The sequence below is a fragment of the Xylanimonas allomyrinae genome (genome assembly GCF_004135345.1).
In the GTDB taxonomy this organism is placed as follows: domain Bacteria; phylum Actinomycetota; class Actinomycetes; order Actinomycetales; family Cellulomonadaceae; genus Xylanimonas; species Xylanimonas allomyrinae.
The window spans coordinates 2511171-2537351 of sequence record NZ_CP035495.1 but is presented as its reverse complement, the minus strand read 5'-3'; the positions used below and the strand labels follow the sequence as shown (position 1 = coordinate 2537351).

Below are 26181 nucleotides of genomic sequence, written 5' to 3'. Positions count from 1 at the left end.
CAGGCCAGGGTTCCTGCCTGGGGCATTCGCTCCGCGCGCGGTCGCCGCGCGTGGCGTGCGGCGAGCATGGCTGCAGCGCTGCTGCTGGCCACCGGCACGCTCGCCTCGTCGGTGGCGCTGCCGCCCGACGTGCCCCGCCTCGGGCTGTCCCTCAACGTCGCGCACGCGAGCGAAGAGGGCGCGACCTCCGTGGTCGACGTCGTCGACCCCGAGGTCCTGTGGTCGATCTCGCAGGTCCTGTCGGTCGTCGATCGTGCGGAGCGGTCGGGCCGCGCGGCCGGGGTCACGATCACCCCGGCCGCCCAGCAGTCCGCGAGCGAGCTCGGCGTGCTCCTGGCGACGTACCTCGACCAGCATGCCGCCGACCTGGACGCCCTGCCCACGCCGGCCGACCCGAGCGGGCTGACCAGCACCCTCCTGTCGAGCGCTGCGCGGGCCGACGCCACCGAGCCGGGTGGCGACGAGGCCGAGGTCACGTTCGAGGTCCTCTTCGCGGCCGCCCTGCGCCTGGCGGACATGCTCGACCCGTCACGCGCCTATGAGGGCACGGTCGTCGAGGTCAGCGGCGACGACGCCGCGGGGGACGGCTCGCTCGCCGCGAGCCTGCGCGAGGTCGTCTCGCGGTACGGCAACTCGACGTCGGGCTACAGCAACGGCCGCATCCCGGCCGACGTGCTGTGCCCGCTGCCGTTCGCCCCCGGGCAGCGCCTGCGCTGCGACGCCGCGGCGCAGCTCGTCGCGCTCGACGCGGCGTTCGCGGAGCAGTTCGGCGCGCACCTCGCGGTCACCGACTCCTACCGGTCGATCGAGTCGCAGATCCGTCTGCGGCAGACGAAGCCTGCTCTCGCCGCGACGCCCGGCTACTCCAACCACGGGTGGGGCCTGGCCGTCGACCTGGGGGCCCCGGTGAGCTCCGGCCTCGGTGACGAGTACCGCTGGCTGCGGCTTCACGGACCCGACTACGGGTGGGACAACCCGTCGTGGGCACGGCTCGACGGTTCCAAGCCCGAACCCTGGCACTTCGAGTTCTTCGCGGCCGGCCCCGTGCCGAACCGTGCGCTCTCGGAGGACGAGATCGCCGCTCTCAACGGCACGCAGGGTACGACGAAGGGCGGCACGAAGGGCAGGCCGGGCGCCAAGGCCCCCGCGCCCGGGTCGACGAACGGCACGACCACCACGGGGCTCGCGTCCGACACGGGGACGTCTCCGGTGGGGCAGGCCCCTGCGGGCACGCCCGACGCGCCGGCGACCGGGTCGGAGCCCCCTGCGGCAACCGACTCCGGCCTGCCCGGCACGGCGTCGCCCACACCGTCGCCTGCACCGTCACCCACACCGTCACCTGCGTCCCCGTCCCCGTCGCCGTCGCCGTCGCCGTCGGCCGCTCCGCGCACGCCGTCGCCATCTGCGCCGACGCCGGCTTCCCCGACGCCGGCTTCCCCGACGCCGGCTTCCCCGACGCCGGCTTCCCCGACGCCCGCGCCGTCACCGGGCAAGACCGAGCCGGCGCCCGCGCCGCCGTCGCCGCCCGCGACCTCCGCACCCTCCGCGACGCCTCGTCCCCCTGCGACCTCAGAACCCGCGCCGTCGCCGTCGCCGTCGGCGCCGGGGAAGGAGCCTTCCCCCGCCGCGACCTCGGTGCCGGCTCCCGTCCCCTCCCCGGGCGGGCAGCGTCCCGACGACGTGCCGGCCGCCGGGATCGCCGGCGCCCTCGCGGCCCTGCCTGCCGGGCCCGCCCAGGTCACGTCGACGGGTCGGCGGCGTCGCGCGTGCCGTTAGGAGCGCCGGACCTGCCGGACTGGTCGGCAAGCGGACGGCGCCGCGGTCCCGTCGACCCTCCGCGGCGGCGGCCCGCGTCGATCGTCGTGGTCCGCGAGCTCGCGGCCGAGGAGGAGGACACCCTCCTCGCGGAGCTGATCCGCAGCGGTGTGCTCTCGCCGGACGAGGGGCGGCTCCTGGCCTCGCTGCGCGCGTTCGCTGACGTCAGGTGCCCGGCGTCCCGGCTGTCGGGACTGCTCGGCCCAGCGGTTGACGTCCACGCCTTCGGCACGGCAACCTGACGCCAGGTCATGAGCGCCAGCGCGAAGCCCCGGCTCGCTGGCCGGCAACCCTCCCCTCGCGGCGGGGTGCCCCGGGTGACGACCTGGCCGCACGGTTCGGTGCGGCAAGCGCGGGGAGAACACGCTCCCCGGCGACGCCGAGGAGGACGCATGACCACGCTCACCGTGACACCCACCACCGCCCGGGTCGACGACGTCGCACCGGTCCTGCCGGTCGTCGGCGGGTCGACGCTCGTGCCGCTGGTCGACGGGCGCCAGGTCCCGTACGCCAACCTCGACGTCGCCGCGTCCGCGCCCGCGCTGGTGGCCGTGGCCGAGCGCGTCGAGCGGGTGCTGCCCCTGTACGCGAGCGTGCACCGCGGGGCCGGGTATCTGTCGCAGGTCTCGACGGCGCTGTACGAGCAGGCCCGCCGCACCGTCGGACGGCTCGTCGACGCGCGCGACGACGACCTGACGATCATCACGCGCAACACCACCGACTCGCTCAACCTGCTCGCCGGCTGCGTGCCCGCCGACCCGGCGACCGGCGAGCCCGGCCGTGTGCTGGTGCTCGACGTCGAGCACCACGCCAACCTGCTGCCGTGGCAGCGCGACACCGAGGCGACGGTGCTCACGGGTGCCCGCAGCGTCGCCGCGACGCTCGACGAGCTGCGCACCGAGCTCGAGGACGCAGCGCGCTCCGGGGCGCCGTACGCCCTGGTCGCGGTCACCGGCGCCTCCAACGTCACGGGCGAGGCGCTCCCGGTGGGTGCCGTCGTCGAGGCGGCGCACGCCGTCGGCGCACGCGTCGCGCTCGACGGCGCCCAGCTCGTGCCGCACCGCCGCTTCTCGCTGGCGCGCAGCGGCGTCGACTACGTGGCGTTCTCGGGCCACAAGACGTACGCGCCCTACGGCGCGGGAGCGCTGGTAGGTCGCCGTGACTGGCTCGACGCCGGCACGCCGTACCTCGCGGGCGGCGGGGCGGTGCGCCGGGTGCGCGTCACCGACACGAGCTGGCACGAGGGCCCCGCGCGGCACGAGGCCGGGTCGCCCAACGTGATCGGCGCGGTGGCGATCGCGGCCGCCGCCGACGCGCTCGGCGCGCTCGACCCCGGCGTGCTCCAGCGGCACGAGGCGACGCTGCGGGCCCGGCTCGTGACGGGGCTCGAGGCCATCGAGCGTGTCCGGGTGGTCCGCGCCTGGGACGACGCCGTCGACCCGGTCGGCGTGGTCACGTTCACCGTCGTGGGCTACGACCCGGGGCTCGTGGCGACCTACCTGTCGGCCGAGCACGGCATCGGCGTGCGCGACGGCCGCTTCTGCGCGCACCCGCTGCTGGGCCGCCTGGGCTTCGACGCGGGGGCGGTGCGCGCGTCGGTCGGCGTCGGCACGCCGGGCTCCGACGTCGAGCGGCTGCTCGCCGCGGTGCGCGCGCTCGTCGCCGACGGTCCGCAGGCGCGCTACGACGTCGTCGACGGGCTGTGGGTCGTGGTCGACGACCCGCGCCCGGTGCCCGACGGGCTGGGCCTCGACGCCCTGCTGGCGACGGCGGCGACGACCACCGACGCCTTCGGGTGCGTCACGTACTGAGGCGAGTCCGGGGGCACCTCATGGGCACCTCCGGGGGCGCCGTCACCACGTCGGCGACGACCACCGACGCCTTCGGGTGCGTCACGTACTGAGGCGAGTCCGGGGGCACCTCATGGGCACCTCCGGGGGCACCGTCACCACGTCGGCGGCCGCCGGTCGGGCCGGCGCAACGCCCCCTCGAGCTGCGCGGCCAGCGCGAGCAGCGCGTGCTCGCCCCCCGGCCGCCCGACGAGCTGCACGCCCATGGGCATGCCCGCGGGCGCCGACGCCGTCGGCTCCGTCCACTGCACGGGAAGCGTGATCGCGGGCAGGCCGGCCACGTTGACCATCGCCGTGTACGGCGTGAACAGGCACTGCTGCTCGAAGTTGCGCTCCGGGTCGGCCGGGTCGAACCACCCGAGCGGGGGCGGCACCATGCCGAGGGCGGGCAGCACGACGGCGTCGTAGGGCGCCAGCCGCGCCACCGTCGCGCGCTCGAACGCGGTCAGCGCGCGCAGCGCGTCGACCAGCTCGCGGGCCCCGACCTTGCGGCCCACCCCGACCAGCCACTGCGTCAGCGGCTCGAGCAGCGCGAGGCGTTCCGGGTCGTCGATCGGCAGGGCCGCCGCACCCGCCATCCACAGCGTGCGGAAGGCGGGCGCGTAGGCGGCGTCGGGCTGCCAGGCGACCTCCTCGACGTCATGACCCAGGCCCGCGAGCGCCGCGACCCCCGCCGCGTGCGCGGCGAGCGCCTCGGGCTCGGGAGCGATGTCGTAGAAGCCCTCCCAGGCGCTGAACCGGCTGACGCCGAGCCGGAACCGGGTCGTGCGGCCGGGGCCGCCGCGGACCTCGCCGTCGAGGGCCGCCGCCAGGTACGACCACCGCGGCCCGACGGCCTGCCCGAGCGTGTAGGGGCGTGCCGCCGCGCCGTCGGGGGTGCGGGTGATGAGCCCTTCGAGCAGCAGCGCGGCATCGGCCGTGGTGCGCGCGAGGGGCCCGTTCACCACGAGCCCGCCCGGGCCGTCGAGGCCGCCTCCCGCGGCCAGCAGGCCCCGGCTCGGCTTGAGCCCGACGAGCCCGCACGCCGCGGCGGGGATGCGGATGGACCCGCCGCCGTCGGACCCGGGCGCGAACGGCAGCATCCCGGCGGCGACGGCCACGGCCGCGCCGCCGCTCGACCCGCCCGCGGTGCGCGTCGGGTCCCACGGGTTGCGCGCGGGCGGCCCCGCGAGCAGCTCGGTGTACGCGGGGAAGCCGAGCTCCGGTGCGGCGGTCTTGCCCAGGCTGATCGTGCCGACCGCGTCGAGCTGCGCGACGACGTCGGCGCTGACGGCGGGCACCCAGGCGTGGGTGCCCGCGAAGGCCCGCGACCCGAAGCCGGTGGGCACGCCCGCACGGTCCCACAGGTCCTTGTCGCCCGAGGGCAGGCCCCACAGCACCTGCTCGTCGACGGGGTCGCCCGGGTCGCCCAGCGCGTCGCCGACCTCGCGCTCGCGCTGCAGCTCGTGCGCGCGAGCGCGGGCCCGGTCCGGTGTCACGGTCGCGAAGGCTCCGAGGGCGGGGTTGCGCTCGGCGACGCGGCCCAGGTAGTGCTCGGTCAGCTCGACGGGGGACACGCTCCCGCCGAGCAGCAGCTCGCGCAGCTCGACGGCGGAACGTTCGTGCAGGTCGGTCACGAGGTCACCCCATCACGGTCCGGAACTGCCGAACATGGTGCTGTACGGCACGGTCTCCTCGGGGGCGGGCGCCTGGATGGTCACGGGCTCGTTGACCTTGGAGATCACGCTGGTCACTGTCATCGTCTTCCCCTCGCCCGAGGGTGCCATGGTGACCGCCACCCGGCGCGGGAGGTTGTCCTTGTCGAGCGCGTACACGACCGTCATCTCCCCGGCCGAGGAGAGCGCGCTCTCCTCGAGCCCGAGGGCGCCGTGGTTCACCTTGGACGGGTCGACCGTCATCGTGTAGAGCGTGACGTCGGTGCCGTCGACGACGTCCGTGCCCGTCGACTCGAACGACGTGACACCGGCCATGTACCCCTCCACCTGCGCGGCGAGGTCGTCGGCTCCGGCGCCTTCCAGCATCCGCGAGAAGCCGTCGTCGCCGGCGAGCTCGGCCTTGGTCATGTGCAGGTACTTGCCTCCCGACAGGTCGCCCAGCGAGATGAACACTTCGCCGCCGGTCATGATCACCTCCGTCTTGCCGCCCGCCGTGGACATCGTCATGTGCATCTCCGGCGTCTTGCCGGCCAGGTTGATGTCGGCGCTGATCGGGGTCTCGCCGAACCCTGCGGAGTCGAACACGTTGCCGGCGAACGTCATCTCCTGGTGCATCGAGGTCATGCCCTCCACCGAGGCGACGACCGCCCCGACGAAGTTCTCCTGGCTCAGGGTGGCGCTCTGTGTCGCCGCGGGCGGGTCTTGGCCCCCGGCCTGACCGGGCGCGCAGGAGGCGAGCGTGAGCGCTGTCGCAGCAGCCAGGCACAGTGTCCCGAGGCGACCGGTCGTCGCGCTGGGGGCTCGAAGGTGCTTCATCGTCGGTTCCCTTCGGTCGTGTCGAGCCGCGGCCCTCGGGTGACGGGCACGCGGTACGCCGCGTCCCGTCGGCGGTGACGCGTGGGACGCGGCGGTTCTTCGACACTAGCGAGCGCCCTTCCGGCGGTTCGTGACGGACGTCACAGCAGCGGGCGGACCTCCTGCCCCAGCCAGGACGCGACCTCCTGCGGGGCCCCGTCGAGGGGGATGGCCGCGATCGTCGTCGCCCCGGCCTCGGCCCAGGCGCGCAGCCGGTCGGCGCACGCCTGCGCGCCGCGGGCGCGTGACCCGGGCGGCACCGCGACGAAGGCGACGACGGCGAACGCGTCCGTGCGCCCCGCGGCCGCCCGGCCCTCCTCGACCAGGGCCAACGCGTCCCGCACCCCCGACGGCGTCGTACCGCCGGTGAGCACGACGCCGTCGGCGACCTCGCCGGCCAGTCGCAGCGTGCGCGGCCCCTGACCCGCCATCAGCACGGGTGGCGGTGCCGCGGGCGGCCAGTCGAGCGCGACGTCGTCGAGCGTGACGTACCGGCCGCCGACGGTCAGGCGCTGCCCGTGCAGCAGGCCGTGCAGGGCGTCGGCGTGCTCGCGCAGCAGGGTGAGCGGGGAGGCCGGCCGGGCACCGATCTGCGCCATCCAGTCCTGGACGCCGTGGCCGATGCCGGGCACGAGCCGTCCCGGGAACATGCCGTCGAGCGTGGCGAGCTCCATGGCCGTCAACGCCACGTTCCGCAGCGGGACGGGCAGGATCCCGATGCCGACGCGCAGTCGGCGGGTCGCCCCGAGGATCGCGCCCGCCGCCGCGACCCCCGACTCCTTGAAGCAGTCCTCCCAGAGCCACAGCTCGTCGAGCCCGGCCGACTCTGCCGCCCGCGCGAGCGGCAGGAACCGTGCCGGGGCGAGATCCGGCGTCGCGATGCACCCGAGCGTGACCATGCGCCGACCTTAGGAGCAGGCACCGACGGGCGCGTGATGAAATGCGCGCGTGATCCACGACCTCGTCCTGACCGGCCACGGCGTGCGCCTCGAACCGCTGACGCCCGCCCACGCCCCCGCCTTCGACGCGATCGTCGACGACGACCTGTGGTTCTGCATGGGCTCGCCCCGCCCGCAGGGCCTCGCGCAGTGGCAGGCGTGGGTGGGCAGCCAGGTGGCGGACCCCGCACGGCTCGCCTTCGCCGTCGTGAGCGCGGGCGACGCCGCCGACCGCGACGGGCGCCCGCGCCCCGACGGCGAGGTGCGCGGGTCGACCTCGTTCTACGACCTGCACCGGGCGCACCGCCGCGTCGAGATCGGCACGACGTTCTCCGCGCGCCGCTGGTGGGGAACGTCGAACAACCCCGCGTGCAAGCTGCTGCTCCTCACGCACGCGTTCGAGACGTGGGGGCTCCAGCGGGTCGCCCTGCGCGCCGACGCCCGCAACACCCGCTCGCGGTCCGCGATCACGCGGCTGGGCGCGACGCCCGAGGGCGTGCTGCGCAAGCACCGCCTGGCCGCCGACGGCAGCCCGGGCGACACCGCGTACTACTCGATCCTCGACGACGAGTGGCCCCGCGTCCGGTCCGGCCTGCAGGCCCGGCTCGTCGCCTGACCCGGTGCTGAGCCCGTCACCGAACCCATCACCGAACCCGTCACCGAACCCGCCACCGAGCCCGTCACCGAGCCCGTCACCGAGCCCGTCACGGGCCCGTCACTGAACCCGTCACCGAACGCGGCAGCGAGCCCAGCATCGAGCCCGTCACGGAGCCCGTCACCGAGCCCGGCACCGAACCCCGGTGCGCAGGGACCCAGGCCCCGGCGCGCGGGGACCTAAGCCCCGACGCGCCGGGACCTGGGCCCCGGCCCGTCGCGCCGCTACAGCGGCGTGACCTCGCCCTGGAAGTGCCGCAGCCGCCGCGTCGAGGCCCAGCCCAGATACGTGTGGCCCGAGTCGGCGGGCCTGATCGCCACGTCCACCGTGCCCGGCAGCAGCACCGGCTTGGCGAACTCGACCGTCCACCGGTAGGTCGCGCCGCGTGACGGCCCGACCTCCGCGAGCGCGCGCGCCGCCGTGTACATGCCGTGCGCGATCGCCCGCGGGAACCCGAAGGCCTTGGCCGACAGCGCCGACAGGTGGATCGGGTTGCGGTCGCCCGAGATGGCCGCGTAGGCCCGGCCCGTGCTGCCCGGCAGCGCCCACCGGCCCGTCGGAAGCGGCGGCACCCAGGCACCCTCGGGTCCGCCCTCGGTCGCAGGAGCGGCCTGCTCCGGTGCGTCGTCGTCGGGCAGGTGGAACCCCTTGGCGAGGTACGTCGAGACGCCGCGCCACGCGAGCTGCGGCTCCCCGCCCGCGCGGTCCTCGACGCGCACCTCGGCCACGAGGTCGACCTGGACCCCGCGCCGGTGGGGCCGCAGCCCCTCGGCCCAGGCGTGCACCTCCAGCACGTCGCCCAGCACCACCGGCCGGCTCAGCGTGACGTCGTTGGCCAGGTGCACCATGCCCAGCAGCGGCAGCGGGAAGTCGCCGCGCACCATGACGGCCGTGGCGAGCGGGAACGCGAGCACGTGCAGGTACCCGGCGGGCAGGGCGTCGGTGCCGGGCTCGTGCAGCAGCCGCTGGTAGTCGCGCAGGTGGCTCGCCAGGCCGTCCGTGGTCACGCCCGCGACGCGGTAGGCGACGCGCGGCAGCGTCAGCAGCCCGTCGGACGCCGGTGCCGGCCCGCGGCCCGGCAGCGCCCGCCCGGCGGCGATACGCCCCGACGACGCCGCCCCGCGCGCGTAGAGACCGGCGAGGCCCGGCAGCGCGGGAAGGGTCTCGACGCTCAGGTCGCCGGCGGTACCGCCGGCGCTCACCTGCGCCGCCGCCGTCACCGGCCCACCATGTTCTGCCCGCACACCCGCAGGGTCTGCCCCGTGACGCCCGCTGCGAGCGGTGAGGCGAGGAACGCGATCGCCTCGGCGACGTCGACGGGCTCGCCGCCCTGCAGCAGCGACGACAGCCGCCGCGCCACCTGCCGGGTCGCGAAGGGGATGTGCCGCGTCATGTCGGTCTCGATGAACCCGGGCGCGACGGCGTTGGCGGTGCCGCCGTGTTCCGCCAGCAGCGCCGCCGTCGCGGCCGTGTGCCCGATGACTCCCGCCTTGGTGAACGCGTAGTTGGTCTGCCCGCGGTTGCCCGCGATGCCCGACGTCGAGGCCAGCGAGACGATGCGCAGCCCGTCGAGCTCGCCTCGCCCGGCCGCCTCCAGCAGGTGCGCGTTGATGCGCAGCTGTGCCTCGACGTTGACGGCCACCACCGAGTCCCACCGCGCCGTGTCCATGTTGGCCAGCAGCTTGTCCCGGGTGATCCCTGCGTTGTGGACGACGACGTCGAGGCGCCCGTGGCGTGCCGTGGCGTGCGCGAGGATCTTCTCGCCGGCGTCGGGCGCGGTGACGTCGAGCTGAAGTGCCGTGCCGCGCACCGCGTTGGCGGTGCGGGCCAGGCCCTCGCCGGCGGCCGGCACGTCGACGCACACCACGGTGGCGCCGTCGCGCGCGAGCGTGCGTGCGATGGCCGCACCGATGCCGCGCGCGGCACCCGTGACGACCGCGACCTTGCCGTCGAGGGGCTTGTCCCAGTACGCGGGCGTCCACGCCGCGAGCCCGAACGGCGTCGGGCCGACGGACAGGAGCTGGCCGTCGACGTAGGCGCTCTTGGCGGACAGGAAGAACCGCAACGCGGCCTGCGTGCTCGTGTCGTCGCCGGTGGCGCCCCCGGTCAGCACGATGCCGTTCCCGGTGGCCCCGGCCCGCAGCTCCTTGGCCAGCGAGCGCACGAACCCGTCGACGCCCTGCCGCACGGCGGCGACCGCGGGCGGGTCGCCGGGCTCCGCGGCGCGGGACACGGTGACGACGCGCCCGCTGGGTGCGAGCCGCTTGACCGCCGCCCCCGCTGCCAGCACCGCGGCAGAGACCTCGCCCGGCCCCTCGGCGTCGGCCAGCACCAGGATGACCGCGCCCCAGCGGGGCTCCTCGGCAGTCTGTCGTCCGATCGTGCCCTCGGGCGCACGATCGGACGACGAACTGCCGCGGTGTACCGCCAGGTCCCAGCCCGCCAGCACCTTGGCGACGGCGTCGGCGGTCGCGGCGCTCGCGGGGTCGGAGATCAGCAGCACCGGGCCCGTCGTGAGAGGGGCGCCCGGCTTGTAGCGGCGCAGGAGCGCCGGGCGAGGCAGGCCGAGCTTCCTGGCGAGGGTCTTGGTCAGGCCGGTGTTGACGGCCCGGGTGTACGCGTCAGTCATGGTTCTTCCCCTGAGGTCCGGCGTGGTGCGGCGTCACGCCGACTCGAGGATCGCGGCGGCGCCGAGCCCACCGGCGGCGCAGATCGAGATGAGCGCTCGCGCGGGCTTGCCCGTCTGCGCGGCCCGCTGGGCGACGAGCTTGGCCGCCGTGGCCACGATGCGCCCCCCGGTCGCGGCGAACGGGTGCCCGGCCGCGACCGACGAGCCGTTGACGTTGATGCGGGCCGGGTCGACCTTGCCGAGCGCCCCCGGCAGCCCGAGCTCCGTGCGGCAGTACTCGTCGTCCTCCCACGCGGCGAGCGTGGTCAGCACGGTCGAGGCGAACGCCTCGTGGATCTCGTAGAAGTCGACGTCGTCGAGCGTGAGCCCGTTGCGCGCCAGCAGGCGCGGGACGGCGTGGACGGGGGCCATGAGCAGGCCCTCGTGGCCGTGCACGAAGTCGACGGCGGCCGTCTCGGCGTCGACGAACCGGGCCAGCACCGGCAGGTCGTGCTCGTGCGCCCACTCGCGCGAGGCGAGCAGCACGGCCGAGGCGCCGTCGGTCAGGGGGGTGGAGTTGCCGGCGGTCATGGTGGGCTCGGCAGGGCCGACGAGCGCCTTGCCGAACACCGGCTTGAGCGCGGCGAGCTTCTCCAGCGAGGTGTCGGGGCGCAGGTTGTCGTCGCGCGTCAGCCCGCGGAACGGGGTGGCGAGGTCGTCGAAGAAGCCTGCGTCCCATGCCGCCGCGAGGTGCTGGTGGGAGGCCAGCGCGACCTCGTCCTGCGCCTCGCGCGTGATGCCCCAGCGGGCGGTGGTGACCGCCTGGTGCTCTCCCATGGACAGGCCGGTGCGGGGCTCGTCGGTCACGGGCGTGAGCGGCTTGAGGTCGGCGGGGCGCAGCTTGGCGAGCGCTCGCAGCCGCGCCTGGACGGTCTTGGCGTGCGAGACCTCGAGCAGCACGCGCCGCAGCCCCTCGCCGACGGCGATGGGGGCGTCGGACACGGTGTCGGTGCCGCCCGCGATGCCGGAGTCGATCTGCCCGAGGCGGATCTTGTTGGTCACGGCGATCGCGGCCTCCAGGCCGGTCGCGCATGCCTGCTGGACGTCGTAGGCCGGGGTCTGGGGCGAGAGCGACGATCCGAGCACGCACTCGCGCACGAGGTTGAAGTCGCGCGAGTGCTTGAGCACCGCGCCGCCCGCGACCTCGCCCAGGCGTTCGCCCTGGAGGCCGAACCTGGCGACGAGCCCGTCGATGGCTGCGGTGAGCAGTTCCTGGTTCGAGGCGTCGGCGTAGGTGCGGCCGGCCCGGGAGAACGGGATGCGGTTGCCTCCGACGACGACGGCGTCGCGGACGCCGGGCGGGCTGGTGCGGGTGGTGGTTCGTGTGGCCACTGCGTCGCTTCCTTCGCTCTGGGCCGATGGCGCGCCGTCCCGCGCGCCGCCTGGCCGTGATCTTCGTCGATCGTCGCGCTGCCCCCGTGGTGGAGCAACTGTGACGTAGGACTCACAGTACCTGATACTGTTCGTCCCGTGAGCCACATCACAGGAGATCGTGTTCACCGGGGAACGCGATGACACGCGACCAGGACGGGCGCTCGACCCGCTGGGACGACCACCGCGCCGCGCGACGGGCCGAGCTCGTGAGCGCGGCCCGCAAGACCGTGCACCGCGGCGGCCCCGGCGTCTCGATGGACGAGATCGCTGCCGCAGCGGGGACGTCGAAGTCGATCGTCTACCGCTACTTCGAGGACAAGGCGGGCCTGCGGCTCGCCGTCTCGTCCGCGGTCGTCGCCGACATGCGTGACGCGCTCGCACGGGCAGCCGAGGACGCGCCGACGCCGCTCGGCGGCCTGCGCGCCATGGTGCGCGTCTACCTCGAGATGATCGAGCAGTCGCCGCAGGTCTACTGGTTCGTCACCCGCACCTCGATCGCCGGTGTCGAGCCCGACGACCGCGACGCCGGCCCCGGCGTCGTCGGGACGCCCGAGGCGCCGCTGTCGGCATACCTCGACTCGGTCATCGAGATCGTCGCGCGCCCGTTCGCCGAGCTCGCCGGGGTGTCCGACGACGTCGCCGCGGCCTGGGCGGCGGGCGCCGTCGGGCACGTGCGCGGCGCGGGCGAGTGGTGGCTGGCCCACCGGGAGGCGGGCACGACCGCGATGACCCGTGAGGAGCTCACCGAGCACGTGACGCTCTGGCTCTGGCAGGGCCCCGTCGGGGTCCTGCACCGCGAACCCGCCGGCGCCACGGCCGGCAGCCACCCCACCCACCACGACACGAGGGGGATCCACGCATGACCACCACGACCGAGCCCGGCCCGCTGGCCGCGCCCGCCGAGGCACCCGTGGCCGAGGCCACGAGCCCTGCCGGCCAGCCGCGCGTCGCCGTCGCCGCGCTGCACGACGCGCTCCTGGGCGCCTGGCCGCAGTGGCGTGCGGCTGCGCGGGCCCGGGCGGCGCAGCCCGAGTTCTGGAAGGACGAGTCGCTGTCGATGGACGAGCATCGCGAGCGCGTGCTCTCCCAGTGCCACCTCATGGCCAAGGACCCGCAGCACCAGTCGTGGCTCGCGTTCCCCGAGCGGCTCGGGGGCCGGGACGCCCCGGGCGCCAACCTCGCCGGGTTCGAGGAGTTCGCGATCGGCGACCCGTCGCTGCAGATCAAGGCGGGCGTGCAGTGGGGCCTGTTCGCCGCGGCGATCCTGCACCTGGGCACGCCCGAGCAGCAGGACCGCCTGCTGCCGGGCGCGATGGACCTGTCGGTGCCGGGTGCGTTCGCGATGACGGAGACGGGCCACGGCTCCGACGTCGCCGCCATCGGCACCACGGCGACCTACGACCCGGACACCGAGGAGTTCGTGATCCACACCCCGTTCCGCGCGGCGTGGAAGGACTACCTGGGCAACGCGGCCCTGCACGCGACGGCCGCGACGGTGTTCGCCCGGCTGGTCACGGGCGGCGTCGACTACGGCGTGCACTGCTTCTACGTGCCGATCCGCGACGCCGCGACCGGCCGGTTCCTGCCGGGCGTCGGCGGCGAGGACGACGGCCTCAAGGGCGGCCTGCGCGGTGTCGACAACGGGCGGCTCTGGTTCGACCACGTGCGCGTCCCGCGCGCCGACCTGCTGGCCCGCTACGGCCAGGTCGCCGCGGACGGCACCTACACGTCCTCGATCGACAGCCCCGGCCGCCGCTTCTTCACCATGCTGGGCGCCCTGGTCCAGGGTCGCGTCTCGCTCGACGGCGCCGCGGGCGTCGCCTCGCGCATCGGCCTGGCCATCGCGATCCGCTACGGCGCGCAGCGCCGCCAGTTCGCGAGCGCGCGCCCGCAGGACGAGGTCGTGCTGCTCGACTACGCCACGCACCGCAAGCGCCTGTTCCCGCGCATCGCCGAGACGTATGCGATGCACTACGCCCACGAGCGCCTGCTCGACCTGTTCGACCAGGTGTTCAGCGGCCGCGGCGACACCCCGGAGCAGCGCCAGGACCTGGAGACCATGGCCGCCGCGCTCAAGGCGACCTCGACGGACTTCGTGCTCGGCACCCTTCAGGAGTGCCGTGAGGCGTGCGGCGGCGCGGGCTTCCTCACCGAGAACCGCCTCACGAGCCTGCGCGCCGACCTCGACGTGTACGCGACGTTCGAGGGCGACAACACCGTGCTGCTCCAGCTTGTCGGCAAGCGCCTCGTGGGCGACTACGCGAAGGCCATGGGCGCGCAGGTGCGCACCGGTCAGGGCAAGGCCCGGTTCGTGCTCGACCGCGTGATCGACACGGCCCTGCACCGCACGCCGCTGCGCGCCGCCGTCCAGACGGTCGCCGACGCCGTCGCGCGCCCCGCCGCCGGGGCGTGGTTCGACGCCGGCTCCCAGCACGAGCTGCTCGCGGGGCGCGTGGCCGCGAAGGTCGAGGCCGTGGCGCTCGCGCTGCGGCCCGCGCGTTCGGCCGACCCGGTCACGGGGCAGGCGATCTTCGACCGGCACCAGGTCGCGCTCGTCGACGCCGCCCGCGCGCACGCCGACCTGGTGCGCTGGGACGCGTTCACCGCAGCGGTCGACGCGACGCCCGACGCCGGCACGCGCACCGTGCTCGGCTGGCTGCGCGACGTCTACGCGCTGACCGTGATCGAGCAGGACCTCGCCTGGTTCCTCGCCCACGGCCGTCTCTCGACGACGCGGGCCCGCGCCGTCGAGTCGGAGCTCGACGGGCTGCTGCGCCGCCTGCGCCCCCACGTGCTCGACCTGGTCGACGCGTGGGGTCTGGGCGACGACCACCTGCGCGCCGCGATCGCCACGGGCGCCGAGCGCGTCCGCCAGGACGAGGCCCGGGCGTACTACGCGGCCGAGCGCGAGTCGGGGAAGGCCCCCACGCCGGAGAAGTCGCTCAAGGCCCGCGCGCGCTGACGCGTCGGCAAGGTGCCGGCCGGTCGCGGCCGCGACGTCGTCAAGACGCCGCGGCCGCGACGGGGAGCGGCTCCGGCGCCCTCGCTAGCGTGTCCTCCAGCACCTGGTTGTGCACGAGTTGTGCACCAAGAGTGCATATCGCGCACCGGTCATGAGGTCGTGCGCACCGGCCGCTCGCGGCGACCCGTTCTCGATGAGGAGGCTCGTGTCGAGCACCGCCGCGTCCACGACGGCGATCCTCGCTCCGGCCAGCAGCACGGGCCCTCAGGTGGCTGCTCCCTCAGCCTCTCGCCCCACGGGGCGACGAACCGCGGCGTCGCGCATCCGCGCCGCGCCCACCCGTCACGTCCCGGCGTCTCGCGAGTCGGGTCGGTCTTCGTACAGGACGCTCAGCACGGCGAAGGCTTCGCGCCGCAGCCGCACCTCGGCGAAGGGGCGCAGGCAGCGCCCGAGCGCCCACGCCGCGAACGCCGCGGCGACCACCGCGACCCGGGCCGAGTGGCCCGTGGACGTGATGCCGATGAACGTCACGAGCGACATCGCGAAGGCCGCCAGCAGCAGGTACGCGACCCAGCTCGCGGGCATCGGGGCGGGGAGCCGGACACGCCACGGCACCACGGGCAGGCGGGTGTGCGTCACGAGCCGGTCCTTCGAGGGTTCGTCGCTGAGCCCCCAGCACACCGCGTCCGGAACCGCCATCGTGCCCACCTCCTGCCGGAGAAGCGTCGGGCGCCCGCCCGGCGTGTGGACCAGGATCGGCCCGTCTGGCGCCCGGGGACGGTGGTTCTGGCGCGCGGCGACCGGTCGTCGGCCGCTCCGCGTGCCGCGCGGGGACGACCATCGCGCCGGCCATCACCTCCGCGAGACCGAGTGCGGGCCATGGCGCTGCGCCCGGCCCGCCCGGCTCGATCGTGTGAGCCGGCCGCCCGGCGACTCGCCGCCGGTCGCCGCGCCCCGGGCACGGGGAGCGCCGCCGCGCGCGGATAGACTGTCCACGCGCGTCTCGCGCACCACACCCGCCACGGCCGACGCCGGAACCGCCGCTCACCAGCGCGGAGCTCACCCGGCCGTGGCAACAGTGCGACCTCGAGGGAGCTTGATGACCGCCGCCGCTGCCCGCCCCACGCTCGACACCGTGGAGAACGCCGCCGCCACCCCGGACGAGGTGCAGCCCTTCGCCGAGCTCGGCCTCAAGCCCGACGAGTACCAGCGCATCCGCGACATCCTGGGCCGCCGCCCCACGGCCGCCGAGCTCGCCATGTACTCGGTCATGTGGAGCGAGCACTGCTCGTACAAGTCGTCCAAGGTGCACCTGAAGAAGTTCGGGGAGCGCGTCACCGACGAGATGAAGCAGCACCTGCTGGTGGGCATCGGCGAGAACGCCGGCGTCGTCGACATCGGTGACGGCTGGGCCGTGACGTTCAAGGTCGAGTCGCACAACCACCCGTCGTTCGTCGAGCCGTACCAGGGTGCGGCCACCGGCGTCGGCGGCATCGTGCGCGACATCATCTCGATGGGCGCACGCCCGGTCGCCGTCATGGACCAGCTCCGCTTCGGTGCCGTTGACCACCCCGACACGGCCCGCGTGGTGCACGGCGTGGTCTCCGGCGTCGGCGGGTACGGCAACTCGCTCGGCCTGCCGAACATCGGCGGCGAGCTCGTGTTCGACGCCTCCTACCAGGGCAACCCGCTCGTCAACGCGCTGTGCGTGGGCGTGCTGCGCCATGAGGACATCCACCTCGCGAACGCGTCCGGGGTGGGCAACAAGGTCATCCTGTTCGGTGCCCGCACGGGGGGCGACGGCATCGGCGGTGCCTCGATCCTCGCGTCCGAGACGTTCGAGGACGGCGTGCCCGCCAAGCGCCCGTCGGTGCAGGTGGGCGACCCCTTCATGGAGAAGGTGCTCATCGAGTGCTGCCTGGAGCTGTTCGCCGCCCAGGTGGTCGAGGGCATCCAGGACCTGGGCGCCGCGGGCATCTCGTGCGCCACCTCCGAGCTCGCGTCCAACGGCGAGGGCGGCATGCACGTGTTCCTCGACGACGTGCTGCTGCGCGACCCGTCGCTCAACGCGGGCGAGATCCTCATGTCGGAGTCGCAGGAGCGCATGATGGCCGTCGTCACGCCGGCCAAGCTCGACCAGTTCATGGCGATCACCGCGAAGTGGGACGTCGAGACGTCGATCGTCGGCGAGGTCAACGACTCGGGGCGCCTCACCATCGACCACCACGGCCAGCGCATCGTCGACGTCGACCCGCGCACCGTCGCGCACGAGGGCCCCACCTACGACCGGCCCTACGCGCGCCCGGCCTGGCAGGACGCGCTCGTCGCGGACACCACGGCCACGCTGCCGCGTCCGTCGGACGCGGCGGGCTTCCGGGCCGCCGCGCTGCGCCTGCTCGCCTCGCCCAACCTCGCCTCGAAGGCGTGGGTCACCGACCAGTACGACCGGTTCGTGCAGGGCAACACGGCTCTCGCCCAGCCCGACGACGGCGGCGTGATCCGCGTCGACGAGACCACGAACCTCGGCGTCGCGCTCGCCACGGACGCCAACGGCCGGTACGCCAAGCTCGACCCGCGCACGGGCGCCCAGCTCGCGCTCGCCGAGGCGTACCGCAACGTGGCGACGGCGGGGGCCACGCCCATGGCCGTGACCGACTGCCTCAACTTCGGCTCCCCGGAGAACCCCGACTCCATGTGGCAGCTCGTCGAGGCCATCGAGGGCCTGGCGGACGCCTGCCAGACGCTGGGCGTCCCCGTGACCGGCGGCAACGTCTCGCTCTACAACGAGACGGGCGCCCCCGGCCTGGCCGACTCGGCCATCCACCCGACGCCCGTGGTGGGCGTGCTCGGCGTGCTCGACGACGTCCGCGCCGCGGTGCCCTCGGGCTGGCGTGCGGCGGGGCTGCGCGTGCTGCTGCTGGGCGCGACGGCCGACGAGCTCGACGGGTCCGCCTGGGCGGACGTCGAGCACGGTCACCTGGGCGGCGTGCCCCCGCGCGTCGACCTCGCGGCCGAGAAGGCGCTCGCGTCGGTGCTGATCGGCGCCCGCGAGGCCGGCCTCGCCGTGGCCGCGCACGACCTGTCCGAGGGTGGCCTGGTCCAGGCCCTCGTCGAGTCGTCGCTGCGCTACGGCGTGGGCGTCACCGCATCGGTCGCGGGCGTGGTGGAGCGAGACGGCGTCAGCCCGTTCGCGGCCCTGTTCAGCGAGACGACGGCGCGCGCGCTCGTCGCGGTCGACCCGGCACGCGAGGCCGACCTGGTGGCAGCGGCGACGGCCGCCGGCGTCCCGGTCCTGCCGCTCGGCACGACGGGCGGCGACGCCGTCGTGATCGACGACGTGACCATCGCGCTGGCCGAGGCTCGCGAGGCCCACGAGGGGACGTTGCCGCAGCTCTTCGGCTGATGTCCAGGCAGCGCACGTGCCGCGGTGCGACGACGGTCAGCCTCCTTGCGACATCGCGGCACCGTGCGCGCCAAGGCGGGGAATAGTTCCTTCGGTGAGTCGGCCAGTCCCCGGCTCTGACCTGCCGCCCTACCGAAGGGGAGTTCCTGTGAGCGGTTCTCTGTCACTGCGCCGAGCGGGGTTCGTCGCCCCCATGGTCGGCCTTCTTGTCATGGGAGCGGGCGCCGCGACTGCCGATGCCGCGCCCGCCGACGCGACGATCACCTTCACGCCGGCCACGCAGTACGTCCGCTACGGCGACGCCGTCTCCATCGGGGGACGTGCTCGGGGCTGACGGGCGAGACTGGCTATGTCGAACTGACCGCGACGTACAACGGGACGGTTGTCGACAACGAGGGCGGCGTGTACGACCTCGAAGACGACGGGTCGTGGGCCGTTGTAGGGACCATCATCGACGGCGCCACCGTGGGCACGTGGACCTACACCGCCCACTGCATCGACTATGCCGGCGCGACCGGCGCGCCGGCATCGGGTGGCTGGACCACGCTGGCGAAGCTGTCGGGGGCCATGGAGGACACGTCGCTTCTGATCACCGGTCAGGAGACCGCGGTCACCGCGGGCGGCTTCGCGCCGGGCGAGTCGATCGAGGTCTACCTCGACGGCGAGCGGTTCGCGACCGACACGGCCGATGCCGACGGCACCATCTCGGGAACCTTTGCGACCGGCAACGGCAGCACGCTCGGTGCCCACACGCTGCGCCTGGTCGGTGTCAGCACGAAGGGCGCCGTGGAACTGCCGTTCACCGTCGTCAGCGCCACCGCTGCTCCGGTCCCGGCCGCGCCGGCCCCGCCGACGTTCGTTCCGACCGCGCCGGCCAAGTCGCCGAGCGGCGCCGGGGTCCTGCCCAGCGCAGCCAACGACGTCGTCCTCTGACGTGGGCGAAGCTCCGAATCACGCAACGGCCCGTCGACGCGCACCGCGTCGGCGGGCCGCTGTCACGCTCGCCCTGGTGTCCGTCGCCTGTGTGTCAGTCGTCGTGGCGGCCTGCGTCCTCGTCTTCGGGCACGCGCCGAAGCCCGATCCGGTGGCAGCGGCTTCACCGACCGCGAGCGCGACGCCGGCGGCCCCGCTGCCCACGGCTACGTCCCTCGCGTTCGGCCAGGCCCCGCAGCTGACCATCTCCAGCCTGGGGATCGACGCCCCCTTGCACGCCTACACGGCCGAAGAGGCCGCTCAGGGGTATGACGAGGTCGCAGGGACGCCGTGCCTGGTGGACGGCAGAATCGTGTGCATCGACCCGGTCGACCTCGCCGACGTCGTGTGGCAGCAGGGCGCGAGCGACGGCGTGCTCTACGGCGCGGCCCCCTCGGCTCAGGCCCAGCAGAACGTGTACCTCTTCGGGCACGCCGACGCGACGGGCACGGCGATCTTCTCCCGCATCGGCGAGCTCGCGGCGGGCGACACGATCGAGATCACCACGAGCGCGGGCCCCCTGACCTACGACGTGCACGAGGTGATCACGGTCGGCAAGGACGGCTACACGAGCCTGCCGAAGGCGGTCGAGCAGGTCCCCGGGCGCCTGCTGCTGGTCACCTGCGACCATCGCGCCGGTGCTGCGCTGACCGGCGCCGGGTACGCCGAGGACAACATCGTGGTCCTCGCCCAGCTCGAGACCACCACCGCCCAGCGGTGACGGCCTGGCCGCGTCGCCGCGCCGTCGTCCTGACGGCCGTCCTCGCCCTGGTCGCGGCCGTCGCGGCAGACGTCGCCACGATCGCCGCCCGGGTCGACCGCGTCGCGATCCCTGCGACCGCGTCGACCGGCGCCCGCAGCACCCACCGGCAGACCTGGGTCCTGGTCGGTCTCGACTCGCGCGACGCCGCCCCCGACGGGCCCGACTACTACGGCATCGCGGAGGCCGTCACCGACCCGCCGCACGCCGACGCCATCGTCGTGCTCACCGTCGAGGACGGTCACGCGACGGCGCTCGCGGTGCCCCGCGAGCTGCGGGTGCGGCCGGCCGACGGTGAGCCCGACCGGGTCGGCGTTCTCGTGGCGCGGGGGTGGGACGCGTTCGTCACGGGGATGTGCGAGGGCCTCGGGATCCCGACCGACCATCTGGTCGCCGTGACCATGCGCGGCTTCGCGGGCGCGGTCGACGCGGTCGGCGGCGTCGAGGTCACCCTTCCCGCCCCGACGCGCGACCTGAGCACGGGCCTCGACCTGCCCGCGGGGGTCCAGCGCCTCGACGGGGTGCAGGCCCTGTCGCTGGTGCGTTCCCGGCACACCGAGACGCTCGTGGACGGCGTGTGGCAGCAGGTCGACGACCGCACCGGCGCGTTCGACCGCGCGGCCGGCGTGGGCGCCATGCTCTCGACCATGGCGGCGCGACTGCACGGGGTGCGCTCCCCGCTGACGTTCCAGCGACTCGCGTGGAACGTCGGGGGTCAGACCAGCCTCGACACGTCGACGTCTCTGTTCGGCCTCACCGCGCTCCGGTCGGCCGGGGCCGTCGACGTCAAGACGCTTCCCGTCGTGGCCACGGCGACCCCGCTGGTGTCCCGGGTCGGCGACGAGACCCGGCGGGTGCTGGAGGGCGCCGGGTACGGACCGGGGGCGTGCGCCGTGGTCCGTGACGCCGAGGGGTGACGACGGCGCTAGCGGGCGTGGGCGAGCAGCCAGTCCGCGAGCGCCGGACCGAACGTCGGCGACCATGCCGGCACATGGCGGCCGCCGGCGATCGTCCAGAGCGCGACCTCGGTGCCGGCCTCGCACGGTGACCACGTGAGCGGCGTCGTCTCGGCGCCGCTCACGGTGTCTTCCAGGTCGAGCGCCGGCCCCTCCTGGGGCGCCGCCGCGCATCCGTCGAGGCCGGCCCAGTCGGCGACCGTCTGCTCCGCGCCGGGGTAGCGCCGGCCCGGGCCGTTGCTGCCGCCGCGGTAGCGGATGGTCTCGTCGGCGTCGCCCTGCACCTGGAGCACGCTCACAGGACGTGCGGGCGTGCACGACGAGACGTCGTCGGTCATCTCCCCGGCGACCGAGACGACGGCGGTGACGAGGTCGGCGTGCTCGCACGCCATCCGCAGCGCCATGAACCCGCCGTTGGAGTGGCCGACGACGTAGACGCGCGCCGGGTCGACCGCGTACTGCGCCTCGACGGTCGTGATGAGGTGCGCGAGGTATGCCGAGTCGTCGACGCCGGTGTCGTGGAAGTCGCAGCATGCCGTCGTCGCGTTCCAGAACGGCTTGCCGTCGGCGTCGGGCGTCCCGTCGGGGGTCGCCAGCAGGAACCCGCGGTCCTGCGACTGCGCCGTGAGCCCCAGGTAGGAGGCCAGCTCGGCGCCCGACGACGTGTAGCCGTGCAGTCCGACGACGAGCGGCACCGGCGTGCCCGCGTCGTACCCGGCGGGGACGGTCAGCGCGAAGGGGCGGCCGTCCAGCGGGACCTGCCCCGACGTCCCTGCGGGGAGCGGGCCGGTGGCGAGCGGGCCGGTGGCGCCCGCCGTCGTCGGGTCCGCCGGCCCGCACGCGGCGAGCACGAGCAGGGTCATCGCAGCGACCCAGGCGCCTACCGCTCTCCGAAACCGCGTCATGGGCACATCATGGGTGCGAGGGGCCGCTCGCACCAGGGGTGCTCCCGGTGCAGAGCGGCGCCCGGACAGGGAGGCGAAGGCGCGATGACGTGGCAGCTCGCGATGTTCCTCGGCCTGTCCGTGGCGTCGATGCTCGCGGTCGCGGTCGGGTTGCTGTGCGCCATCGTGCGCACGCGCCTGCGTCGTCGGGCGGAACGCCGGCGCAAGGCCGCGGGCGACCCGATCGACACGCTGACGCTGCAGCTGCGCCTCGGTGAGATCGCCCGCGAGATCCAGGCCCTGGCCGGGAGCCGCGGTTTCGCGGTCGCGCACCACACGCGCGCGGCCCAGGCGGCCTACGACGCGCTCCTGGCGGAGGCGTGCCGCCGCGCGGGCCTGCCCGTCGAGGCCCCGCACCTGGTGACCGACCGCACCCCGGAGGCCGAACGGCTCCGCGAGGAGCTGGAGCTGGCCTCGCGCGGCTGGAGCTGGTGAGCCCCGGTGCCCCCGCGCGGCGGGGGACCGGGGCTCCCGGCGTGGCCTCGCTTCAGAGGGTCGCGAGGACCGTGTTGAACGTGGTGCTCGGGCGCATGACCGCCGTCGTCAGCGCGTCGTCCGGGCGGTAGTAGCCGCCGATGTCGGCGGGCTTGCCCTGGACCGACAGCAGCTCGGCGACGATGGCCTCCTCGTTCGCCGCGAGGGCCGCGGCCAGGGGGGTGAACGCGGCGGCCAGCCCGGCGTCGTCGGTCTGGGCGGCGAGCTCACGGGACCAGTACAGGGCCAGGTAGAAGTGCGAGCCGCGGTTGTCGATGGTGCCGAGCTTGCGGCCGGGGGAGCGGTCCTCGTCGAGGAACGTGCCGGTGGCACGGTCGAGCGTGTCGGCGAGGACCTGCGCGCGGGTGTTCGACGTCGTCTGCGCGAGGTGCTCGAGTGACGCGGCGAGGGCGAAGAACTCGCCGAGCGAGTCCCAGCGCAGGTAGTCCTCCGCGACGAGCTGCTGGACGTGCTTGGGTGCCGAGCCGCCTGCGCCCGTCTCGAACAGGCCGCCGCCCTTCATGAGCGGCACGATCGAGAGCATCTTGGCCGAGGTGCCGACCTCGAGGATGGGGAACAGGTCGGTGTTGTAGTCGCGCAGCACGTTGCCGGTCACGGAGATGGTGTCGAGGCCGGCGCGCATGCGCGCGAACGAGTACGCGGTCGCCTCGGCCGGGGCCATGACGTGGATCTCGAGGCCGTCGGTGTCGTGGTCGGGGAGGTACTTCTCGAGCTTCTCGATGAGGTTGGCGTCGTGCGCGCGCTGCGCGTCGAGCCAGAACACCGCGGGGGTGTTCGACAGGCGTGCGCGGCGCACGGCCAGGCCCACCCAGTCGCGGACGGGGGCGTCCTTGGTCTGGCAGGCGCGCCAGATGTCGCCGGCCTCGACGTCGTGCGAGAAAAGCACCTCGCCTGCCGCGGTCACGACCTCGACGGTGCCCGCGACGGGGATCTCGAACGTCTTGTCGTGCGAGCCGTACTCCTCGGCGGCCTTGGCCATGAGGCCGACGTTGGGCACGGTGCCGATGGTGGCCGGGTCGAGCGCCCCGTGCTCGCGGCAGTCGTCGATGGCGGCCTGGTAGACGCCCGCGTAGGACGAGTCGGGGATGACGGCGAGCGTGTCGTGCTCGGCGCCGTCGGGGCCCCACATCTTGCCGCCGCCGCGGATCATCGCGGGCATGGACGCGTCGATGATGACGTCGGAGGGCACGTGCAGGTTGGTGATGCCCTTGTCGGAGTTGACCATGGCCAGCGCGGGGCCCTGCGCGAGCCCGCGCTCGACGGCGGCGCGGATGGCCTCGCCGTCGGGCAGCGTCTGCGTGGCGGCCAGGAGGGCGCCGAGGCCGTCGTTGGCGGACACGCCCGCGGCGCGCAACGAGTCGCCGAACTGCTCGAAGACCTCGGGCAGGAACGCCTGGACGACGTGCCCGAAGATGATCGGGTCGCTGACCTTCATCATCGTGGCCTTGAGGTGCGCCGAGAACAGGACGCCGTCGGCCTTGGCGCGCGCGATCTGCTCGGTCAGGAAGGCGCGCAGGGCGCGCACCGACAGGAACGTGCCGTCCACGACCTCGCCCGCGAGGACCTTCAGCCCGGTGCGCAGCACGGTGACGGAGCCGTCCTCGGCAACGAGGCGGATGGTCAGCGTGTCGTCGGCGGGCATGACGACGGACTTCTCATTGTGGAAGAAGTCGCCGGCCGTCATGGTGGCGACGGTGGTCTGTGACGTCGGCGACCACGCGCCCATGCGGTGCGGGTGGGCCTTGGCGTAGGCCTTGACCGAGGCGGGGGCGCGGCGGTCGGAGTTGCCCTGGCGCAGCACCGGGTTGACGGCCGAGCCCTTGACGCGGTCGTAGCGGGCCCGCACGTCCTTCTCCTCGTCCGACGACGGCGCCTCGGGGTAGTCGGGCACGTCGAAGCCCTGGGCCTGGAGCTCGGCGACGGCGGCCTTGAGCTGCGGCACGGAGGCGGAGACGTTGGGGAGCTTGATGATGTTGGCGGTCGGTTCCTCGGCGAGGCGGCCGAGCTCGGTGAGGGCGTCGGGGACGCGCTGCTCGGGCGTGAGGCGCTCGGGGAACTGGGCGAGGATGCGCGCGGCGACGGAGATGTCGCGGGTCTCGACGGCGACTCCGGCCTGCCGGGCGAACGCCTGGACGATCGGCAGGAACGAGTACGTCGCCAGCAGCGGGGCCTCGTCGGTGTGGGTGTAGATGATCGTGGACTGACCGGCCATGGGCGGCGTCGCTCCCTGGTGAGTGTGCCGCTGCTCGTGGCAGCGGGGCGGGTTTTCTCGATATCAAGATACTTGACGGGCCGTGCTCACCGGAATGCGCGACGCGCTTCGTGCGTCTCAAAACGATGTCTCGAAATGTGAAACGGCCGTTGCCCTGCGTACGAGCGCTCCGTAGTGTCCTGCGTGTCGAGGCCCCCGGGCCTCGGGTCATGAGCTCCGACGTCAAGCCCCGGCTGGTCGGACGGCAACCCCCCGCGCGGGTGGGTGCCCCGGGTGAGGACCAGGTTTGGCCGCGCCAGCGGTGAGACAACACGCGAGCCCTCGCGGGCGAAGAGGAGGAACGATGTACCGGAGCCAGTGTCGCTGTTGCTGTCGCTGACCAGCGACGCCGCTACGCGCGGTCCGCGGGCCTGAGCCCGTCCCCTCGATCCACACCGGCCTACGGCCATCGCCGCCCCCGTGCGGTCCTGTGCATCCCGGTCGCCCTGCCGCCGCGCTGACGCGTGGCGCGGCGACGCTCATGAACGGAGCCTCCCCGTGCTCTTTCCTCCTGCCCCCGTCCCCTCCGACGGCCCCGCGCGATCGTCGGCGTCGACCTCACCGCCGCCGGAGCGCGGCCCGGCGCGCACCGCACCCGCGGCGGGATCGCCGCGCTGCCGTTCGACGGCCAGCGGTTCGTGCGCCTCGTACGCACCGCCGAGCAGGGCCACGTCGACCTCGTCGTGCTCGACGCCGCCTTCCTGCTGCACCCGGGGCGCGGCCGTGTCGCCGGCCGGCTCGACGCCGCCGTGGCCGCCGCCCGCGTCGCGCCGCACGCGCCGGGCATCGGCCTGGTCGCCGGCGTCGACCCCCTCCACCTCGACCCGTCCGCGATCGCAGGCGCGGTCGCCGGGATCGACCGCGCGAGCGGCGGCCGCGCCGCCTGGCAGGTCGGCCTGCCCGCAGGCGACGAACGCCTCGCCCGGCACGCCGTCGTCGCGGCCCGCCGCATCGGGCGGCTGTGGGACCACGCCGACGCGCGGACCGCAACGCGCGACCCTGACGGCCGGCGGCGCCTCGACCACGACGGCATCCGCTTCGCCGTGAGCCGCCCGGCCGAGCCGATCGCCGCGCCGCACGGCCGCCCGCCCGTCGTCGTGCGCGTCACGGACGAGACGGGGGCACGGGCCGCGGCGCTCGTCGCCGACGTCGTCCGGATCGTCGCCCCCGACCAGGCGGGCGTCCTCGCGCTGCGGTCCGCGGTGCGCGAGGCCGCCGCCGCCGAGGGGCGCGACCCCGACGAGCTGCGCGTGCTCGCCGAGGCCTACGTGGTGCTCGCCGCCCAGCGCGAGAGCGCCCTGGCCCGGCTCGCGATGATCGAGGACATCGAGGGCGCCAGCGCCGGGGGCGGCGCCTTCGTCGTCGCCGGGACGCCGCGGCACCTGGCCGACGTCGTCGCCGAGTGGGTCACCGCCGGGACCGTCGACGGGTTCGTGCTGCGGCCCGCCGCGCTCGAGGCCGACCTCGACGCCATCGTGACCGGCCTCGTGCCCGACCTGCAGGCGCGCGGGCTGTTCCCCGTCGAGAAGACCACCGGCTCGTTCCGGGAACGCCTGGGCCTGCACGGCCCGGCCGCTCCCGTGCGGGCCCTGCAACCCGCCTGAGCACACGCCGCGGGTGCCCGCCAC

The 26181-nt window shown here is 74.7% G+C and carries 22 protein-coding genes and 2 riboswitches; of the genes, 13 read left to right on the top strand and 9 right to left on the bottom strand.

Features of this window, described 5'->3' with window-relative positions; translation table 11 throughout:
- The first annotated feature begins 66 nt into the window (after window positions 1-66).
- From ET495_RS19185 to ET495_RS11610, 3 genes are all read left to right on the top strand, one after another.
- Window positions 67-1776, top strand: coding sequence for a M15 family metallopeptidase (locus tag ET495_RS19185; protein ID WP_129204942.1), 1710 nt, complete (start codon window positions 67-69; stop codon window positions 1774-1776).
- Entirely contained in the window at window positions 1767-2057 is a 291-nt protein-coding gene (locus ET495_RS11615) for a hypothetical protein (protein WP_129204941.1), read from the top strand. The genes ET495_RS19185 and ET495_RS11615 overlap by 10 nt, the downstream gene beginning before the upstream one ends.
- Before the next feature lie 5 nt (window positions 2058-2062).
- A riboswitch (SAM riboswitch) is annotated at window positions 2063-2174 on the top strand.
- Window positions 2175-2207: 33 nt separating this feature from the next.
- On the top strand, window positions 2208-3626 hold the full coding sequence (locus ET495_RS11610) for an aminotransferase class V-fold PLP-dependent enzyme (RefSeq protein ID WP_129204940.1): 1419 nt from the start codon (window positions 2208-2210) through the stop codon (window positions 3624-3626).
- Window positions 3627-3760: 134 nt separating this feature from the next.
- Here ET495_RS11610 and ET495_RS11605 read toward each other — a convergent pair whose 3' ends face one another.
- From ET495_RS11605 to ET495_RS11595, 3 genes are all read right to left on the bottom strand, one after another.
- Complete coding sequence (locus ET495_RS11605) at window positions 3761-5281, bottom strand: amidase (protein ID WP_129204939.1); 1521 nt, start codon at window positions 5279-5281, stop codon at window positions 3761-3763.
- A 12-nt stretch (window positions 5282-5293) separates the two neighbouring features.
- Window positions 5294-6136 (bottom strand): hypothetical protein, encoded by an 843-nt coding sequence (locus ET495_RS11600; protein WP_129204938.1) that lies wholly within the window; start codon window positions 6134-6136, stop codon window positions 5294-5296.
- Between the two features lie 140 nt (window positions 6137-6276).
- Window positions 6277-7074, bottom strand: a complete 798-nt coding sequence (locus ET495_RS11595; protein ID WP_129204937.1) for an LLM class flavin-dependent oxidoreductase — start codon at window positions 7072-7074, stop codon at window positions 6277-6279.
- A 49-nt stretch (window positions 7075-7123) separates the two neighbouring features.
- On the opposite strand from ET495_RS11595, the gene ET495_RS11590 reads away from it, so the two are divergent.
- Window positions 7124-7729, top strand: coding sequence for a GNAT family N-acetyltransferase (locus ET495_RS11590; RefSeq protein ID WP_129204936.1), 606 nt, complete (start codon window positions 7124-7126; stop codon window positions 7727-7729).
- A 263-nt stretch (window positions 7730-7992) separates the two neighbouring features.
- Here the strand turns inward: ET495_RS11590 and ET495_RS11580 are convergent, their stop codons facing one another.
- From ET495_RS11580 to ET495_RS11570, 3 genes are read right to left on the bottom strand one after another with little or no spacing between them, the layout of a single operon-like run.
- Complete coding sequence (locus tag ET495_RS11580) at window positions 7993-8988, bottom strand: MaoC/PaaZ C-terminal domain-containing protein (RefSeq protein ID WP_245993043.1); 996 nt, start codon at window positions 8986-8988, stop codon at window positions 7993-7995.
- On the bottom strand, window positions 8985-10397 hold the full coding sequence (locus ET495_RS11575; RefSeq protein WP_129204935.1) for a 3-oxoacyl-ACP reductase: 1413 nt from the start codon (window positions 10395-10397) through the stop codon (window positions 8985-8987). The genes ET495_RS11580 and ET495_RS11575 overlap by 4 nt, the downstream gene beginning before the upstream one ends.
- A gap of 33 nt (window positions 10398-10430) precedes the next feature.
- Window positions 10431-11768 (bottom strand): acetyl-CoA C-acetyltransferase, encoded by a 1338-nt coding sequence (locus ET495_RS11570; protein ID WP_129204934.1) that lies wholly within the window; start codon window positions 11766-11768, stop codon window positions 10431-10433.
- A 179-nt stretch (window positions 11769-11947) separates the two neighbouring features.
- Here ET495_RS11570 and ET495_RS11565 point away from each other — a divergent pair, with 179 nt between their 5' ends.
- Together ET495_RS11565 and ET495_RS11560 are read left to right on the top strand one after the other, a co-directional pair.
- On the top strand, window positions 11948-12673 hold the full coding sequence (locus tag ET495_RS11565; RefSeq protein ID WP_129204933.1) for a TetR/AcrR family transcriptional regulator: 726 nt from the start codon (window positions 11948-11950) through the stop codon (window positions 12671-12673).
- Complete coding sequence (locus ET495_RS11560) at window positions 12670-14772, top strand: acyl-CoA dehydrogenase family protein (RefSeq protein WP_129204932.1); 2103 nt, start codon at window positions 12670-12672, stop codon at window positions 14770-14772. The genes ET495_RS11565 and ET495_RS11560 overlap by 4 nt, the downstream gene beginning before the upstream one ends.
- A 342-nt stretch (window positions 14773-15114) precedes the next feature.
- Here ET495_RS11560 and ET495_RS11555 read toward each other — a convergent pair whose 3' ends face one another.
- The gene (locus tag ET495_RS11555; RefSeq protein ID WP_129204931.1) at window positions 15115-15471 is read right to left on the bottom strand and encodes a hypothetical protein; all 357 of its coding nucleotides are present in this window, start codon (window positions 15469-15471) and stop codon (window positions 15115-15117) included.
- Window positions 15472-15871: 400 nt separating this feature from the next.
- Here ET495_RS11555 and purL point away from each other — a divergent pair, with 400 nt between their 5' ends.
- From purL to ET495_RS11535, 5 genes are all read left to right on the top strand, one after another.
- Window positions 15872-18175: a phosphoribosylformylglycinamidine synthase subunit PurL gene (purL, locus tag ET495_RS11550; RefSeq protein WP_129204930.1), complete on the top strand. Its 2304-nt coding sequence runs from the start codon at window positions 15872-15874 to the stop codon at window positions 18173-18175.
- A gap of 148 nt (window positions 18176-18323) precedes the next feature.
- The gene (locus ET495_RS11545; RefSeq protein WP_129204929.1) at window positions 18324-18509 is read left to right on the top strand and encodes a hypothetical protein; all 186 of its coding nucleotides are present in this window, start codon (window positions 18324-18326) and stop codon (window positions 18507-18509) included.
- A gap of 68 nt (window positions 18510-18577) precedes the next feature.
- Complete coding sequence (locus ET495_RS17720; protein WP_162616457.1) at window positions 18578-19108, top strand: hypothetical protein; 531 nt, start codon at window positions 18578-18580, stop codon at window positions 19106-19108.
- A gap of 76 nt (window positions 19109-19184) precedes the next feature.
- On the top strand, window positions 19185-19868 hold the full coding sequence (locus ET495_RS11540) for a class F sortase (RefSeq protein ID WP_162616456.1): 684 nt from the start codon (window positions 19185-19187) through the stop codon (window positions 19866-19868).
- Window positions 19865-20824 carry an LCP family protein gene (locus ET495_RS11535; RefSeq protein ID WP_162616455.1) on the top strand — a complete coding sequence of 320 codons (960 nt, stop codon included), beginning with the start codon at window positions 19865-19867 and terminating at the stop codon, window positions 20822-20824. The genes ET495_RS11540 and ET495_RS11535 overlap by 4 nt, the downstream gene beginning before the upstream one ends.
- Before the next feature lie 8 nt (window positions 20825-20832).
- Here the strand turns inward: ET495_RS11535 and ET495_RS11530 are convergent, their stop codons facing one another.
- Window positions 20833-21768, bottom strand: coding sequence for a CE1 family esterase (locus ET495_RS11530; protein WP_129204927.1), 936 nt, complete (start codon window positions 21766-21768; stop codon window positions 20833-20835).
- A gap of 84 nt (window positions 21769-21852) precedes the next feature.
- On the opposite strand from ET495_RS11530, the gene ET495_RS11525 reads away from it, so the two are divergent.
- Entirely contained in the window at window positions 21853-22242 is a 390-nt protein-coding gene (locus ET495_RS11525; protein ID WP_245993042.1) for a hypothetical protein, read from the top strand.
- Between the two features lie 52 nt (window positions 22243-22294).
- Here the strand turns inward: ET495_RS11525 and ET495_RS11520 are convergent, their stop codons facing one another.
- The gene (locus ET495_RS11520; RefSeq protein ID WP_129204926.1) at window positions 22295-24514 is read right to left on the bottom strand and encodes an NADP-dependent isocitrate dehydrogenase; all 2220 of its coding nucleotides are present in this window, start codon (window positions 24512-24514) and stop codon (window positions 22295-22297) included.
- Between the two features lie 205 nt (window positions 24515-24719).
- Window positions 24720-24834: riboswitch (SAM riboswitch) on the top strand.
- Window positions 24835-25191: 357 nt separating this feature from the next.
- Between ET495_RS11520 and ET495_RS11515 the strand changes: the two genes are divergently transcribed.
- Window positions 25192-26157 (top strand): LLM class flavin-dependent oxidoreductase, encoded by a 966-nt coding sequence (locus ET495_RS11515; RefSeq protein ID WP_245993041.1) that lies wholly within the window; start codon window positions 25192-25194, stop codon window positions 26155-26157.
- The last annotated feature ends 24 nt before the right edge of the window (window positions 26158-26181 follow it).

Coding starts and splice junctions, on each gene's coding strand:
- ET495_RS19185 (WP_129204942.1), top strand. CDS start 67: ATGGCTGCAGCGCTGCTGCTGGCCACCGGCACGCTCGCCTCGTCGGTG.
- ET495_RS11520 (WP_129204926.1), bottom strand. CDS start 24,514: ATGGCCGGTCAGTCCACGATCATCTACACCCACACCGACGAGGCCCCG.
- ET495_RS11575 (WP_129204935.1), bottom strand. CDS start 10,397: ATGACTGACGCGTACACCCGGGCCGTCAACACCGGCCTGACCAAGACC.
- ET495_RS11555 (WP_129204931.1), bottom strand. CDS start 15,471: ATGGCGGTTCCGGACGCGGTGTGCTGGGGGCTCAGCGACGAACCCTCG.
- ET495_RS11530 (WP_129204927.1), bottom strand. CDS start 21,768: ATGACGCGGTTTCGGAGAGCGGTAGGCGCCTGGGTCGCTGCGATGACC.
- ET495_RS11565 (WP_129204933.1), top strand. CDS start 11,948: ATGACACGCGACCAGGACGGGCGCTCGACCCGCTGGGACGACCACCGC.
- ET495_RS11610 (WP_129204940.1), top strand. CDS start 2,208: ATGACCACGCTCACCGTGACACCCACCACCGCCCGGGTCGACGACGTC.
- purL (WP_129204930.1), top strand. CDS start 15,872: ATGACCGCCGCCGCTGCCCGCCCCACGCTCGACACCGTGGAGAACGCC.
- ET495_RS11560 (WP_129204932.1), top strand. CDS start 12,670: ATGACCACCACGACCGAGCCCGGCCCGCTGGCCGCGCCCGCCGAGGCA.
- ET495_RS11595 (WP_129204937.1), bottom strand. CDS start 7,074: ATGGTCACGCTCGGGTGCATCGCGACGCCGGATCTCGCCCCGGCACGG.
- ET495_RS11600 (WP_129204938.1), bottom strand. CDS start 6,136: ATGAAGCACCTTCGAGCCCCCAGCGCGACGACCGGTCGCCTCGGGACA.
- ET495_RS11525 (WP_245993042.1), top strand. CDS start 21,853: ATGACGTGGCAGCTCGCGATGTTCCTCGGCCTGTCCGTGGCGTCGATG.